We start from the raw sequence: 16735 nt of genomic DNA, 5'->3' as shown, positions 1-16735 counted from the left end.
CACCTCTAAAATTATAAAAACTATAAAAATATAAACAGCATGAATACAAAGTAAATCCACCATGTAAATTCAGCATAAAAAGCCACCTAATCTACAACCCCAAACTAGTGCAAAAAAGGCAATAATAGATATTCAGATTATTTCAAGTTGCTTATTTTACAGTAAGTTAGCTTCTTTTAATAAAATTATCAGCATGCAATAATCGCCGGCCTCATAACAAAAGTTATAGGCTTTTACCAAATACACACTGTATTCAGTAAAAATAAATATTGTATTTAATTATTAAAAACCTCCTTTGGGAAACACATGAAACGTCATAATTTACTTTCTACTAGCATTAAATGTGCATTAATTACTGCTGCTGCAACAGCAAGTAATTCAGTGCTTGCACAAGATGAGCAAGCAACAAAAATTGAACGTGTTGAAGTAACGGGTTCACGTATTTTACGTGAAGGTGCTATTGCACCTGCACCAGTAACGGTTATAAGCGGTGAACAGCTTATTAATACTGGCGCTGTAAACATTGGTGAAGCACTTAACAATTTACCAGCACTTGGCAATACATATTCTATGGCTAACTCGGGCCGTTTTATTGGTACTGCTGGTTTAAATATTCTTGATTTACGTAACATGGGTACAGACCGTACCTTAGTACTTGTAAATGGTAAGCGTCATGTATCAAGCTCTGCAGGCTCTCAATCAGTAGATACAAATACGATTCCAAGTGTATGGGTTGAGCGTGTAGAAATTATCACAGGTGGTGCGTCCGCTGTATACGGTGCTGACGCGGTTACAGGTGTTGTGAACTTTATATTAAAAGACAATATTGAAGGTATGGACTTTAGTGTTACCAGAGGTTTTGCCGATTTAAACAGCTACAACAACGAAAAAGCGACGTTCTCGTACGGCTCTAACTTTAATAACGGTCGTGGTAATGCAGCTTTTGCTATTGAGTACTCAGGCCAAGATTCATTAAACGCACTTGACCACCCATGGACTAGCACTTCGTTTAGTAGTTTACGTAATCAAGCCCAAACAGATGAAAACAAAGATAGCGCAGCCTTCCCTGACAAAATCTTAACACCTAATGCTGGTTATTACGCCATTAATAACGCCGGTGTTTACGCACTTGAAGATGGCTATACAAATAGCTTTAACGCCGACAGCAGCGCTCGCGACTTATACATAGGTGATAATGTAGATGGCTTGTCGTGTGCAAACTGTGATTCGTTTAATCTTGGTCAATTTGAAGAAATTCAACCTGAATTCGAGCGCTACAACGTAAACTTTAAAGTTAACTACGATGTTACCGACGACTTAAACGTTTACTTTGATGCAAAATACGTAAATAGCCAAGGCGAAAGCATCGGTCAACCTGCGTTTTTCTTTTTTGACAGCGACAATAGCATTAAAATCGACAACCCTTACCTAGACCCAGCCATTAAAGCACGTATGGAAGAGGAAGGTGTTGATTCAATCATGGTTAACCGCATGATGACCGACCTTGGCCGCCGCGTAGAAAACAACACCCGTGAAACTACGCGTTTTGTTACCGGCTTAAAAGGTACTGTATTTGAAGATTGGGAATTAGATACATCAGTTGTTTATGGCCAAACTGATCTAGAGCGTGAAAACGGCGCTAACATGATTTTAGCTAACTACTTTAATGCACTTGATGCCGTTGAAGATACAGATGGTAACGTAGTATGTCGTAGTGCTGCAGCCCAAGCTGATGGCTGTGTTCCTGTAAATATTATGGGTTTTGGTGCACCATCTCAACAAGCCATTGATTACATAAATACGGTATCTGTTGGCACTTCAACTATTAAGCAAACGGTTGTTTCTGGTTCACTTGCTAATGGCGCTATTTTTGAATTACCAGCAGGTTATGTAGGTGTTGCATTTGGTGCAGAATACCGCAAAGAAGAGAGCGAAACAAAAGAGCCAGATAACGCAGAAGGTACTTTCTTTAACGCACTGGGCGAAGATAAAGGCTCGTTCAACGTACGCGAAGTATTTTTTGAAGCGACGATGCCAATTTTAACTGATTTGCCACTTATTCAAGACTTAGTATTTGATACTGCGGTACGTCATGCTGACTACAGTACGATTGGCGAAGCCACAAGCTGGAAACTTGGTCTTGATTGGACTGTAAATGATGAGCTACGTGTACGCGTAACTCAATCTGCAGCACTTCGTGCGCCAAACATTAGTGAAGTATTTGGTGCACCGAGTCAAACTTTTTACAATGTAGACGACCCTTGTCGCGCTGAAAACTTAGGTGACTTATCAAACGGTGCAACACGTACTGCAAACTGTGCCGCATTAGGCGTAGCGAGTGACTTTAATTCAGATTACGATTCAGCCACTTTAGATGGTTTAAGCAGTGGTAACCGCGATGTTAAAGGCGAAGAGTCAACAAGTACAACTGTAGGCATTGTTTACCAACCCGAGTTTTTAGAAAACGCGCTACTTACTATTGATTATTGGGAAATTGAACTTGAAGATGCAATTGACACAATTGACGCGCAAGACATTCTTGATCGCTGTGTTGATAGCGCAACAGGTATAAACAATCAGTACTGTAACTTAATTACACGTAATGCAAGTGGCGAAATTACTTTAATTCAAAACTCTGTATTAAATGTTGCTGGCCAAAAAGCATCAGGGATAGATTTTGAACTAGGTTACGACTTTGAAGCGCTTGAAGGTAGCTTTAAAACTCGCTTAATTGGTACATATTTAATTGAACGCAAAGATTACCCGTTCCAAGACGACCCTAGTAACTACATTGAATACGCAGGTACAACCGGTGAAGCTAAGTGGCAAACTAACTTATCTGTAAGTTATGTTATGGATAACTTTTTCTCAACAGTTGAAACACGCTTTTTAAGTGAAGTAGATTTATATACAAATGTTGAGCTTGAAAACAACCCGAACCCAAGTAATCAAATGTCTTACGGTAAATACTTTATTACCGATATGACAGTCGGTTATAACTTCGATAGCGGTTTAGCAGTTAAAGTAGGTGTTGATAACGTATTTAATCGTAAACTTCCGTACGGTTCACGTGGTACAAGCGCGGGTAGCGCAAGTTACGACAACATTGGCCGCTTTGGCTACATTAACTTAAGCTACAGCTTATAATTAAATAACTTAGTTAAATTAAAGGCTCGCACTGCGAGCCTTTTTTATACATTTTATTTTATATTGCTCAGCCACACGCTTTGGTATGGTTCTAGCTCTATTGTTAATTGGCTTTCTTCAATCGTTTTATCTGCCACCAAATCAAACCACTTTTGGGTGTTAATTAAGTTTAAATCGGCCAATGTAAGTATTTGTGGTTTATCACTAATGTTATAAACACAAAATATGCTTTGGCGTCTGTCTATACTTTGTCGCCAAAAACCAAATAATCCCCCCGCTAAATGCAACGTAAACTGTGTAGCATTTGGGTGGAAGGCACTTTGCTTTTTGCGTACAGCTAATAAACTTTTTATACCATTAAACACTTTATGGTGATGACTGTATTTCTCACCAATTGCAGCCAATAACTTTGACTCTTGCCAACGATGACGATTTATCGCACGATTATGCTGAGAGTTTTCAAAGCGCTCGTAGTCGTTAGTTGTACCCAACAAACTATGAATATAAAGCCCTGGGATACCTTCAAGCGCAAACATAATGGCGTGAGCACACATAAACCGCTCAAGGCCAAACTTATCTGGGCCATTGTGCGTACCTTGCATTGCATCAAATAAAGCGATATTTAACTCATAAGGTGTATGCGTGCCATCGTTACTAGTACGCATAGATACCCGACCACCAAATTGCATAGTGGTACTTACTAGTGAAGCCACTTCGCTGGGTTGTAATAAACCTTCAATTGGTCTGAGCCCTATTCCATCGTGTGAGGCTATAAAGTTAAAGTATGCCGTACCATTTTGCGCAGGCGGCATGCTCATCATCCAGTGCTTAATTGCAGTACTATCGCCACTAAGTAATGTATGTAGTAATAAAGGCGGCAGTGCAAAGTTATAAATACTGTGCGCTTCGTTGGCATTACCAAAATAAGATAAGTTCTCTTGGTTTGGAATATTGGTTTCGGTAATAATAACTACGCTGGGCTCTGCGTGCTCAATAAGCGTTCGCATTAGCCTTACGGCTTCATGTGTTTGCGGCAAGTTAATACAACTTGTATTAAGCTCTTTCCACAAAAACGCGACCGCATCGAGTCTAAATAAACGTACGCCATTATCTAAGTAATGCCTAATTATTCCCACAAACTCTTTAAGTACATCTGGATTGCCAAAGTCAAAATCAACCTGATCGTGACTAAACGTACACCACACGTGTTTTTCGCCGCTTGGCGTAGTTACCGTATTTAATAACGATGAGGTTCGCGGACGTACAACTTGGCTTAAATCGTCGGTTAAGTTAGCCGTTTTAAAGTAGTCTTTACCCGGGTGTAAGTCGTTTAAAAAATTTTCAAACCACACACTTCTGCTTGAGCAATGGTTAATAACTAAATCCGCCATTAGCTTTACATCTTTAGCGATGTTTTTAATATCTCCCCAATCACCCAACGACTCATTCACTTGCACATAGTTCATTACGGCAAAGCCTTCGTCTGAACTATACGGATAAAATGGCAAAATATGCAGCGCATTAAGCTGCATATCACATTGCTCTTTTATAAACCTGTGTAATGTTTTAAGCGGTGCCTCTATAGGGCTCGATACTGCAAATTCACTATCATCGTGCTTAATAATAGAGTCGCCATAAGCAATCAATACAATATCTTGTTCATCCCACCGGTTTGTATGAGGCGTTGGGTCACGCAGTGCATTGCTACCTAATATAATTTTTATGAGTTGCTGAGAAAGCTCAGTAACCGATAAAGGCAGCTCAACCCCCTCATAAATAATATGAAGATGTTGCTCTACTCGTTGTAAAAATAATTCGCTAACTGAAATCACACGCGCCCCTAATATTTATTGTTTAGACTTATAGGCTAGTTAACCTGTACGCAGGTTAACTATATTCTTCGTTATCTAGATCTACGGCTTCTTTTAAGCGCTCAAATACGTCTGGCATTGCTGATACAACACGGTTCCAACTTGGCACAAATGGCGCTTCCATTGGGTTTTCTAAAAAGTGTTGGCCTGCTTCCATAATATTTTGTGCAAACATTTCTACTGCTTTTTCTTCTTGATGTACATCAAGTGTTAACCCGTTCATAAGCGCATCGTTATGGTAGGTTTCTATAAAATCTAAACCAATACGGTAGTACGTTGCTTTTAGTGAGCGAATAGTTTCGCTCGTAAACGTAACGCCTTGCGTTGCCAGCTTTCTAAACAATGCCTTAGTGATATCAATCGACATTTTAGACAAGCCTGCGCTTTGGTCATCAAGTGAAAGCTTTTGGTGCTTATGATCATAGTTATCGGCAATATCTACTTGGCACAAACGGTTATGTGAATAATTACGATACATTTCACTTAGTACACCTATTTCAAGGCCCCAGTCACTTGGGATACGAATATCGTTTAATACATCACGTCTAAACGAAAACTCACCTGCAAGCGGATATCTAAATGAATCCATATATTCAAGATAATCAGTATTACCTAAAATTGTTTTAAACGAACGAAGTAACGGCGTTACTAATAAGCGTGATACGCGGCCATTAATTTTTCCATTAGCAGTACGAGGGTAAAATCCTTTACAAAATTCATAGTTAAAACGCGGATGCGCAACGGGGTAAATTAAGCGAGCAAGTAGGCTTCTGTCGTAGGTTAAAATATCGCAATCATGCAGTGCGATAGACTCTACTTCTGCTGTAGCTAATTTATAGCCCATGCAATACCACACATTACGCCCTTTACCCAGCTCACGTGGTGCAACACCTAGCTCTTGTAATTCTTTATCAAGCGCTTGTAAGCGTGGGCCGTCGTTCCATAATACTTTATGATTTTGGTTTAGCTCTTTAAAAAAGCCAAGTGCATGGCGGTACTGTGCTTCGTCGGCTCTATCTAAGCCTATCGTGATTTGTGATAAATATGGTACTTCGCGCAACTCGCTAACTATATTTTGTAGCGCAGGGCCTTCTAATTCACTAAATAACGAAGGTAGTATTAATCCCATTGGGCGCTGCTTACTAAAAGTAAGTAGCTCTTTTTCTAGATCTTCTATAGGTCTGTCGGCAATATTATGTAATGTTGTAATAATGCCATTTTGATAAAAATCAGCCATGAGATTTTTGCTCCTCAGAAATACTTAAAATACTGCTTATACACGGCAACGATGTTATTTCTTCAATCCAGCCCAGCGGTGCCGGTGATTGAGAGTATCGTGCTTTGTTGTGCGACAATTTAACCGGCTTTTTACTGGCCGGATTGGCGATAATAATGGCGATATTTGCGTGCTCTAACATTTGCTTATCGTTATCGCTATCACCCAGTGCTATGACCGTGAGAGGCTTTCTGAAATGATGGGTAAACTGTTTAACTAACCACTGCTGTGCAGCGCTTTTATCGGTATTTTTGGCAATGTGTATAAAGCGCCCGCCAATTTTAATATCGTAACCGAGGGCTTCTACATCGTTTACAAAGGTTGTAAGTAATTCGTCGTTGCCATACCAATAAAGAGGATCTGAATAATCGCGGGTTTGTGCGCGTCTTGCTTGTGCATCGCTAAGGCCAGTAAGCTCTGATATTTGCTCACTCGATAAGTCACTAAATAATTTGTAATGCGCTTTATAATCCGCCTTTAAAGTATTTAAATCATTTAATAAACTCGATAACGGCTTTGCCATTGCATAACACCAGTACGCGCCTACTTTTTTACAACCAATAGGCTTGAGTTCAAAATAATCTTCTGGAATGTAAACAGCAGCGCCATTTTCTACAATAAAGGGTTGTTGAATATTTAAATCGTTTTTAAGCTCTATAACTTCACAAAATGTTTTGCTGGTATTAAACACCACCGGAATATGCGCATTTTGTAGCTGCTTTAACAACTCACTGATATTACTTGTATTGTAATCAGCGTGATCGAGTAATGTGCCATCTAAATCTGTAAAAATAATCGGTTGAAGGGTATCATCACTTGTTAGGTGCATACCGCTAATATCGCGGTTGCTATCAAGTTCGATTAAAGCGTTTGCTTTAGCGCTCAGTGTGTTTAAGTTCTCACGTGTAATTCGCTCAAAATGAGAAATAAAGTACACCAATTGCTCATTAGTCATGGTGCCTGAGCCTTCACCTTCTTTGGCTATTAGCTTTTGTTCTTGCTCTTGTCGCCATGTAAAAACATCACTAAAACTCGGTGCTTTTAGCATCAAGGTGTAATCAATTAGGTTAAAAACGGCTTTATATTCGTTTGCCAAACAGCTATTTACACAGCGGCGCCAAACGCCTTCTTTATCAAATTTTTGCTCTAACTCGTTAAGCGGCTCACTCAATGAAAACAGCGGTTGTGGCTCACTGCCTACACACCACCCTTCTAAAATAACAATATCAACTGGCTTTTCGTTTGTAAGCCACTCACTTGCTGGCACACAGTCGTCTTCGTGTTTATTAAAACGTGGGAGCGGTACGTTTACCTCTCCTGCCAGTAAATTAGTTATTGTGCTATTCATTAATGCTACGTCGTGAGTCCCCGGAACCCCGCGAGTAATAAAAAGAGGATGTACATCTTTGGCAAGCTCACTACGAGCTTTTTTTGCTAAATAAAAATCATCAATAGACAACGCGACACTATTAAAAGGTGTGTTTTTAGAAAACCACGTAACTAAAAAATCGGCGAGTGTTGTTTTTCCTGAGCCTTGGCATCCATTTATGGCAACAAAAATAGGAGTATTTGTTTTTTTAGATTCGAGGATGTCATGCGCGAGTGGAACAAAATATTGCTCACTCAAATATTGATACTTTAAAGGCAGTTGGTGTTTTGCTAAAAACGGGGTTATATCCACAATATTGGCCTCTGACATAGTAACTCCTTTGCATACAATGCGTTGTTGAAATTAAATGCAGATACTAGACCATTATTATTTTTGTATATTTATTAGTAGGTTAAAAAAATAGCGCATTGAAAATGCGCTATTTTGGTGCAATACTTTTAACTTATGTGCACTACTAACTCTCTTGAGGCTGCGCCTTAGGTAATACAAGGTTGAGTACAATACCTAAAATAGCGCATAAACTTACGCCCTCTAAACTAAATTGGCTACCACCTATATGCATACCGCCAATACCGCACACTAAAATAAGTGCAACAATACTTAAGTTACGCGGCGCGGTTAAATCATCGCCCGACTTTACTAATGTATTTAAACCCACTACAGCAATAGAGCCAAAAAGTAGAATCATAATGCCGCCCATTACAGGTACAGGTATAGTCTGTAAGCCAGATCCCATTTTAGCAACAAAGGCTAAAATAATGGCGATAATGGCTGTCCACATCATTACTTTAGGATTGAAGTTTTTGGTAAGCATAACTGCTCCCGTTACCTCTGAGTAAGTTGTGTTAGGCGGGCCGCCAAATAACGATGCAGCCGAAGTAGCAAGGCCATCACCAAACAACGTACGGTGAAGCCCAGGCTTTTTCAAAAAGTCTTTATTGGTTACTTGGCTAATAGCCATCATATCGCCAATATGCTCAATTGCAGGTGCTATTGCTACAGGCACCATAAACAAAATAGCCTGCCATTTAAACTCAGGCCATGTGAAATTTGGTACAGCAAACCACTGTGCATTAGATACCGCATCAAATTGCACAACCCCCATAGCAAGCGATAAACAATAACCTGCTACAACCCCTGCCAGAATGGGTATGAGCTTAAATACGCCTTTTCCCCACACTGCAAAAATAAGCGTAACCACCAGTGAAAACAACGAAATATAAATAGCGCTGGTGTAATCAATAATTTGGATACTACCGTCGCCACTTTTACCCATCGCCATATTTACAGCAACAGGTGCAAGCGCTAAACCAATAACCATTATTACTGGGCCTACAACCACAGGTGGTAAAATTTTATGAAGCGTTGCAACGCCTTTAAATTTTACTAATAAGCTTAAAAGCATATAGGCAAAGCCTGCGGCCATTAAGCTGCCCATAGTGGCCGGCACGCCCCACATTTGCACAGCAGCAATAATGGGTGCAATAAAAGCAAACGATGAAGCTAAAAATATAGGCACTTGGCCTTTAGTCACTACCTGAAACAGCAAAGTACCAATGCCAGCGGTAAAAAGCGCAACATTAGGATCTAAGCCCGTTAAAAGTGGCACTAATACCAGCGCACCAAATGCTACAAACAACATTTGCGCGCCCGTTAAAATAGTTTTTACTGAAAAGGTGTCATTATTTTGCACTGAATACTCCTAAACAGTACCGAATATTTTGTCGCCCGCATCGCCTAAACCAGGGATAATATAGCCCTTTTCGTTTAAGTGACTATCGACAGCAGCTGTAAATATTTCGATATCCGGATGCGCAGCTAATGTTTTTTCCACACCTTCTGGCGCAGCAACAAGTACAATTACTTTGATTTCTTTACAGCCTGCTTTTTTAAGCATATCGATTGTGGCAATCATTGAGCCGCCAGTGGCAAGCATAGGGTCAATCACTAAGCTTAAACGCTCATCAATATTACCAACGAGCTTTTCAAAATATGGAACTGGCTCAAGTGTTTCTTCATTACGTTCAAGGCCAACAACGCTCACCTTAGCTGCTGGTAATAACTGCATAACTCCGTCCATCATACCAAGACCAGCGCGTAAAATAGGCACTACGGTAATTTTTTTACCTTTAATATGCTCTACTTTTAATTTATTGCCATCCCAGCCTGTAATTTCGTTATCTTCTAACTGTAGGTTTTTAGTTGCTTCGTAAGTTAATAAGGTTCCAACTTCAGAACATAATTCACGAAAGCTTTTAGTACTAATACCGTGTGCGCGCATTAGGCCTAGTTTATGTTGAACAAGAGGGTGAGAAATAACGTGAATTGCCATGATATAAACCTACTGATACAAGAATTTGCAGTATTTTATATTAAAAAAGGTCATTTGACCTGTAGTTTAAGTAAAGATTTCATAGGTCGTGCCAAAATGCATTGTTTTGCTTGATATTTATGCAAGCCATCAACCCATTGTGTTTATTAAATGTTACTCGCTAACGTGATATTTACCTGCTTAAGCATGTAACTATTAATTTTAAAATGCTCAGGGCTCCAGCCTGCTAAAAAGCGATAAAAATCAGCCCATGCTAGCGGCCATAATGCTTGCCACTGTGCAGTAACATCATCAGCATCAATAGTTGGCTGATAAATTTTAAGCGCACTTTTTAAATGCGTAAAATAATAAGCTAAATATTCATCTGCGTGATCATGTAGCTGCTTATCATTAAAGCAACTGGTCATAAAGTACATCACGTCTATAATCCCTGCCCCAGCACCCACATATTGAAAGTCATACCCTAGTATTTCACTTTGCTCATCAGCCGCAAAGTTGGCAAGTTTAGCATCGCCATGAATCAGCGTTTTATAGTGCGATGTTTGCAATATTTTATCTATTTTATGTGCAGCACTTCTAATATCGGACTTTTTATCGGCGTGTTCACTTAATTTATTAAACTCATCTGGCCGCGTGCTTAAATGCCAATAATTGCCTTGCTGCCATAACCCATCTGCGGGTTTACTTAAGTTAAACGCATGAAAGTGCGCAAGCCACTTTAATATAGCTTTAACATGTTGTGGCCCTGCTTTAGTAAACCCATGTTTGGTGAAGTCCTTAAACACTAACGCATATTCATCGTCTTTATTAATTGCACCAATACATTCAATACTTTGCGCATGTTTTGGTAAATGCGGACTATAAAGCTTATAAAAAGTGCATTCAACACTATAGGAGTACTGCTTTCTTTTAAGTGCAACTTCACTTTGTTTAATTTTAGGATGGTGTATGTGGCTTGGTATTTTAATTGCCTTGACGACACAAGGCTCATCATCAAGCTGGCACTGAACAATACTGCCACACCCACTCCAAAGCGATGTTAACGTATCGCCAATTTCAATGTGTTTAAAATGAGGCTGTAATAGAGGAATGTAAAATACCATGGCTATATTAAGTAGTTAAGTTTTTTGTAGTTTAACATTAGAAGATATTTTTAATAAAAGTACATAATAAAAAACCGTACGGTTTAACAAAAATATACTTTCCTTTTGAAGTGAAGCCAACTTAGCTTATCTAATCGATGTGTACTCGATTCTAATTGAAAGTGCAAAATTAGAATGGGTGTTTTACTTATTATTGTTTTTCTGTGTTACGAAATTTCATAGCAACAACAATTGAAACACCAAAAACAGCGCAATAAATAACGCCAAAATATATATTGAGAACAACAAAAGACATGATTGAAAAACAAAACGTTATTAAAGCTACTACAGCCCAAATAGTAGCGACATTAAAGAAATTCTTCTCATCATATCCATTTTTAAACCTACGTACTGAATAGATTGATAAAGCTAATATCCCCAAAACCTGAGGAATGTATTCAAATATCATTGTGAGACTCTCCTTGATCACATAACGCTTACCTAAGTGGAAAATTATAGCCGACTGTAATTTTCTTTTCATCACTTGTTATGTTTTTCTACCCATAGCCTCAGCTTGACTTGAGATGCTAGCAAACCAGTTTGTGTAATTATTTCATTTCTCTCAATCTCCGATTTTACGTAAACAAAAGCTATGTCAGTAAGAGAAAATCGTAACGGGTACTTTTCTAACCGTTTATTATATTTCTGCTGGTTCTTGTCGTAGGTGGAAAAGTTCTCTGATATTTTATTGCGACCTATCTGCTTTAGGCTAGGAACAAACCTCCATTCATTTTCTGCTTTGAAATCGAAGCTAGGCTCGTTGAACTTGCTATTAAAGCCATAGACATGCTTGGTGAAACATTTCAATTGAATGATTGGTAAGCGAAGTGAGCTAGGTATTTTTTTATTTTGTCGTGCTTTCAATAAAGAGACTAATCCTTGTGCAACGGGTGAGTTTTTCTCAACGTAGTTGACTGGACTTAGCCCGTGCTCGACAGCCCAACTTTTTTTAATTGCGATACCATACCCACCGTACGTTACGATCTTTGTATGTAATTCTTCATCGTTATAGTTACTGAAAGATACCATTGGATGTGCGGCTCTAGAAATTACTTTGCCTGTATTATCACCAAAGTACTCACCACAATAGCTCAGCCTAAATGAACAAAAAGACAAAATAGATTTAAGGTAATCAAACTTTCTGGTGAAGTGAATTATCACACTGCCCCCTATTAAAAGCATAACGCCGTTTTAAGCGGCAAAAGCTGTTGGCTAAAATAAGTGAGGTACGAACAAAAAGCCAACTGTAATTTGTCCGACTTGAAAACCCTTGTTAGCTGCTTTATAACTTGCCTAAAGGTGATTTTTTTCCTTTGTTATCTACCACCCAAAATGAAGAGTTTTCCATTAACAAAGCTTCACTTGTACCCTCTGAATGAGGTACATCAACACGTATAACTTTACCACCATAATCGTGGCCAATATTACGTACTAAAGTATGTCCAATCGCTAATCTATTGACTTTAAATTCTGAAAGTACTTTATCTACATGATCAACACCAACTTTATCGCCGAGTTCATATTTACTCATATCTTTTGCTAGGTTTCGATAGAACAAAAGGCCATCAGAGCCATGAATAATACTGTTATCAATATTTCGCCTAACTGTATCGCCAATGACAAAGTTACGCTCCGCCTCTGCATCTATATCTTCCAACGACAAGTTGTAGGTCAAAGCTCTTGGCGAAACGCCACCGTGTACAAATAATGTACTACCCACCTTTAACATAACAGGCTTACTCCGCAGCCATTTCCCTAGCTCGGAATCTTCAGACCACAATTCCCGAGGAGACATTCCTGTAGTTCGAAATGTTCCATAATATTTTTTAGCTGCTGATTTAACTCTACCATCTAATAAATAACGCTCATGATTTCCCAAAATGTAATGAACATAGCCTCCGGCTGACTTAGCTTCTGCTTCCAGCTTGTAAATTAACCATAATAAAGGAACTACGTTTTTTCCTCGGTCGACCATATCACCAATAAGCACTAAATGGCTTGAACCAAAGCTCCACTCTAACGAATCATTTATAACACCGTTTGATTTTAGAAGGTTTATCATTGCATCAAAATTACCTTCCATATCCGAAATTGCTAAATATCTAGCAGGGCTCGGAATGTCTAACTCTGAACGAGGATAGCTATTTCTGAGATTAACAGTGAAGTTAGTATTGAACTGATTATCTACAGTCACCGAAACGGTATATTTAATATCAACACGAGAGAGTTTGGCGGGTGAGTTGTTATCTCCAGTAATGTAGTTGGCAAATCGATTGCCATTGTTTCGAAATACGTATGGGCCATCATGCAAAACGGGGATGTTTTGGTATTCAAACATAAGCCATTCATTAGTTTTTGCAGAATAGCCTAAATATCTTCCATCTGAAATTCTAATTCCCGAGCCTGTGTACCAACTCAAAAAGCATAAAGACAATATAGTTAGCAACAATAAGTTAAAGAGGTAAATAGATAATTTTTTCAAGAGAGAAACTTCCTTTTATTATTTTATCACGTAGAGAAAATTAGCATATTCGATGCAGCTAACGCCTTGCTAAGCGGAAAATAATGGTTGGCTATAATCGCGAAGCGATGGCCAACTGTTATTTTTCCGTTTAAGCAACTTGTTATACCTGCCATTTAATTGCTATGAACTTATATCTGTTGGATCTTTAAAAAAATCTAGCTCGTTTTGATTAAACCAAGAAATAGCCTCTGGTGTATTATTAATATCTAAAGCGGCCATTACATGAGCAAGCCCACTAACAGCATCAGACTTTGAAATATTTCCGCTTTTATACCCATCCAAAACCCTAGACAAAAACTTTTCCATTTCTCTATGGTTTTCTGATGTTAGATTTTCTTTCATGACTTAACTTTCCTTATTCAGTAGTACTTTTTTAAGATTACTTTTCTTGAACTTTACGATATTCAATTGTGTAATCGGGATGCTGACTTTGAATCATTGTCATAGCAACCTCAGGGGTAGGTGCATCAACAGTTTTACTTGTGCTTGTTACTCCTCCTTTTTTTCCTTTTGCATCAATTTTATATCGAGCATACGAAATACTATATTTTGCCATGATAAATCCTTATATTTAGTGCATGAATGTTTAAGTTTATGACTAGCTGCTTAAAGTCATCTAAAGGTATAACAAAACAAATAAACGGCAAAAAATAGTTAGCTAAAATTTGTGAGGAACGAACAAAGCCAACTGTTTTTTGTCCGCACTTTTAATTTGTTTTGTTAGAAAGCCTGCATCCCATACTCAAGGCTTTTATTTCTGAGTTGAAAAGATACAACACGACTGTGTTCGTCGTAACTTACGATTTGATTCATAGTCTTACTTTTAAAATAGTCACCAATCTCACTAGCTGAAATATCTCTAGAAAATAAGACAGTGTGACTAACTAAGCTTTCCTTACATGCTGGTATATAAGAGTTACTCCTGCACCTATCATCTAAAGTTGGCATTAAGACAGAAACCGAGTAAAAATTATTAGCTTGTTTGTCAGCATCTAAATAGACTCTTGTGCTTACAGTAGCAACCATACAACCAGAACCAATATAGTATTTATGAGAACGGCCGGAAATAGAACTATGTCCAATCCTAAGGCTTTCTCCACTATCTGTCGAAATTGGAAAAGACTGGTAATACTCGTGAGCACATTGTTCCCGTTTAGAGTTAGATATTTCTGATGAAGGTAAATACCCCCAATCCCAAACAATGTCAGGCTCTTTCTTTCCACAACCAAATAAAAACAACAAAGTTAAAAGGTAACTCAAATTCTTCATAGGCTTTCTAACGCCTCATTCAGAGGCAAAAAATTGCTGGCTAAAATGTTGAGGAACGAAAACAGCCAGCTGTTTTTTGTCCTTTGCAATGACTTGTTAAGTTGCTAATTTAGCCAATACAAACCAGAGTCATAAACTATATTTAAAAAGCCCTCGAGCTTCGAGGGATCTTGATAGTAAACTAAATGAGTGTCGTCCCAATTTTGTTGGTAACAAAGATCTAATTCGGGAATTACAAACCAAACATGCCCATCAATATCCATTCTGCCCAATCTTCTACACAATAACTCTGAACTTCTAGGTTCTTTAAATATTAATTTACCACTTCTGTACTTAAGCATATAAATATCAAATTTATTACTTATAGCTTTATATAAAGCAGACCATTTTATATCTCTATTTATCCTTTCTTCTTTGGATATATTGTCAATTAACTTAATAGCTTCTTCAGAATCTAGGAAATGATCGAAGACACAAATTCTGGAAAAGTGATTAAACCCTTCTTCGTACTCGAGGTACGGAACTAAAAATTGTGAAAATTGACTTTTTAGCTTATTTTCTTTTTTAAGGTTTATTACTTTAAATGCTCGCATAACTCTCGATTCTGATAGCAACTTAACGCCCCACTAAGGGACTAAAAATTGTTGGCTATAATACAGAGCGAAGCGAAAGTAGCCAACTGTTTTAGTCCCGCTTGAGTGGCTTGTTATAACTCACTATATGATATTTTTACATTTAAACATTTAGCTATTTTACTCATTTCATCTCTAATTTTAAAACAAGTATCAGGTTTGGATTCAATATCTGGATTATTAGGCATTACGTAATATGAAATAAGATTAAGAGAGCCACATGCACTGTATAAATCTTTCGTCGATGGCAGCCAGCGTAACATAGAGAAAAACGAATAGAATGGAATAGCTTGTTTTGTAGATAGTAGTGTTGATGCAAGCCCTTTTAATTCATGCTCTATCTCTACAGTACAATGGGCATTCGTAATTTTAGATTGCTCTCTTAAGAAAAAAGCTGACAGTTCACCTAGAGATTTTTTAAACTCAACAATTGGTTCGAGTACAAGTTTAAGAAAAAATTGCCCTACAATAAATATGCTAACACCCGCAAGGATAGTAAATAACATAGAATCTTTCACCAAACTCTCCGTGAGTTATAACGCTTTGCTAAGCGGCTAAAAATAGCTGGCTATAATTTGCGAGGAACGAGCACAGCCAGCTGTTTGTGTCCGTTTAAGCAACTTGTTATATACCCGATTGCAAAATCTGTTTAGCAATATTGGTTACTTCAAGCTCTCCCGACTCAATTTTGGTTTGAGAAGCAACCGAGATTATAAAGCTTTGCTTATTACTTTTTACAAGATAAAAATAAGAATATAAAGTTAAACCTTCATTTTTCACTTGAGCTTTTCCATACATGGCTTCACAGCCATCACCGCAACTTTTTGGTGAGAGGCGTCCCCCCATTGAAGCTAGTGTATCCTTTACTCTTAAAGCAATATCAGAATATTGTTCATTAACGCCTTTCCCAAACTCAATACTAATAAAAGGATTATGTTTCGGACCAAAAGCTAAAATACGTCTGACTTTATCAGTTTGGACTTTTAATTTGTCAGGTAAATTAATAGTAAATGACTCTGTTTTAACCTCTTGAGCAACAGAAAAAGGTGACAAAAAGATTAAAAAAGCTAGAGTAAATCGCATAATTTCCTTAGGGTATATAGACATAATGACTCCCACACGGTGTTAGCCTCCGCTTTTCGTGGGTTAGCT

16 protein-coding genes are annotated in these 16735 nt (G+C 38.1%); 1 reads left to right on the top strand and 15 read right to left on the bottom strand.

What is annotated here, in order from left to right:
• Positions 1-306 precede the first annotated feature (306 nt).
• Positions 307-3147 (top strand): TonB-dependent receptor domain-containing protein, encoded by a 2841-nt coding sequence (locus tag V6260_RS02895; protein WP_341592596.1) that lies wholly within the window; start codon positions 307-309, stop codon positions 3145-3147.
• A gap of 53 nt (positions 3148-3200) precedes the next feature.
• Here the strand turns inward: V6260_RS02895 and V6260_RS02890 are convergent, their stop codons facing one another.
• The 15 genes from V6260_RS02890 to V6260_RS02820 all read right to left on the bottom strand — a co-directional run bounded on the left by V6260_RS02890 (position 3201) and on the right by V6260_RS02820 (position 16690).
• On the bottom strand, positions 3201-4979 hold the full coding sequence (locus V6260_RS02890) for a sugar phosphorylase (protein ID WP_341592595.1): 1779 nt from the start codon (positions 4977-4979) through the stop codon (positions 3201-3203).
• 55 nt (positions 4980-5034) lie between these two features.
• Positions 5035-6255 (bottom strand): glycosyl transferase, encoded by a 1221-nt coding sequence (locus tag V6260_RS02885; protein WP_341592594.1) that lies wholly within the window; start codon positions 6253-6255, stop codon positions 5035-5037.
• Positions 6248-7993: an HAD-IIB family hydrolase gene (locus V6260_RS02880; RefSeq protein WP_341592593.1), complete on the bottom strand. Its 1746-nt coding sequence runs from the start codon at positions 7991-7993 to the stop codon at positions 6248-6250. The genes V6260_RS02885 and V6260_RS02880 overlap by 8 nt, the downstream gene beginning before the upstream one ends.
• Positions 7994-8138: 145 nt before the next feature.
• Positions 8139-9377 carry a uracil-xanthine permease family protein gene (locus tag V6260_RS02875; protein WP_341592592.1) on the bottom strand — a complete coding sequence of 413 codons (1239 nt, stop codon included), beginning with the start codon at positions 9375-9377 and terminating at the stop codon, positions 8139-8141.
• A 9-nt stretch (positions 9378-9386) separates the two neighbouring features.
• Positions 9387-10016: a uracil phosphoribosyltransferase gene (upp, locus tag V6260_RS02870; RefSeq protein ID WP_193226868.1), complete on the bottom strand. Its 630-nt coding sequence runs from the start codon at positions 10014-10016 to the stop codon at positions 9387-9389.
• Between the two features lie 146 nt (positions 10017-10162).
• Positions 10163-11119: a kinase gene (locus V6260_RS02865; protein WP_341592591.1), complete on the bottom strand. Its 957-nt coding sequence runs from the start codon at positions 11117-11119 to the stop codon at positions 10163-10165.
• 190 nt (positions 11120-11309) lie between these two features.
• Entirely contained in the window at positions 11310-11567 is a 258-nt protein-coding gene (locus tag V6260_RS02860; protein WP_211001385.1) for a hypothetical protein, read from the bottom strand.
• A gap of 71 nt (positions 11568-11638) precedes the next feature.
• Positions 11639-12319, bottom strand: coding sequence for an abortive infection system antitoxin AbiGi family protein (locus V6260_RS02855; protein ID WP_341592590.1), 681 nt, complete (start codon positions 12317-12319; stop codon positions 11639-11641).
• Between the two features lie 121 nt (positions 12320-12440).
• On the bottom strand, positions 12441-13640 hold the full coding sequence (locus V6260_RS02850; protein WP_341592589.1) for a metallophosphoesterase: 1200 nt from the start codon (positions 13638-13640) through the stop codon (positions 12441-12443).
• A 162-nt stretch (positions 13641-13802) separates the two neighbouring features.
• Entirely contained in the window at positions 13803-14024 is a 222-nt protein-coding gene (locus V6260_RS02845) for a hypothetical protein (protein WP_341592588.1), read from the bottom strand.
• A 37-nt stretch (positions 14025-14061) separates the two neighbouring features.
• On the bottom strand, positions 14062-14238 hold the full coding sequence (locus V6260_RS02840) for a hypothetical protein (RefSeq protein ID WP_341592587.1): 177 nt from the start codon (positions 14236-14238) through the stop codon (positions 14062-14064).
• Between the two features lie 164 nt (positions 14239-14402).
• A complete protein-coding gene (locus V6260_RS02835) occupies positions 14403-14951 on the bottom strand; it encodes a hypothetical protein (RefSeq protein ID WP_341592586.1) in 549 nt (182 codons plus the stop codon).
• A 104-nt stretch (positions 14952-15055) separates the two neighbouring features.
• A complete protein-coding gene (locus V6260_RS02830) occupies positions 15056-15544 on the bottom strand; it encodes a hypothetical protein (RefSeq protein ID WP_341592585.1) in 489 nt (162 codons plus the stop codon).
• A gap of 113 nt (positions 15545-15657) precedes the next feature.
• Entirely contained in the window at positions 15658-16101 is a 444-nt protein-coding gene (locus V6260_RS02825) for a hypothetical protein (RefSeq protein WP_341592584.1), read from the bottom strand.
• A gap of 106 nt (positions 16102-16207) precedes the next feature.
• On the bottom strand, positions 16208-16690 hold the full coding sequence (locus V6260_RS02820; RefSeq protein WP_341592583.1) for a hypothetical protein: 483 nt from the start codon (positions 16688-16690) through the stop codon (positions 16208-16210).
• Positions 16691-16735 lie beyond the last annotated feature (45 nt).

The organism is Pseudoalteromonas aliena (assembly GCF_038155085.1).
In the GTDB taxonomy this organism is placed as follows: domain Bacteria; phylum Pseudomonadota; class Gammaproteobacteria; order Enterobacterales; family Alteromonadaceae; genus Pseudoalteromonas; species Pseudoalteromonas aliena_A.
The sequence above is the reverse complement of the archived record's forward strand: the minus strand, read 5'-3'. Positions and strand labels throughout refer to the sequence as shown.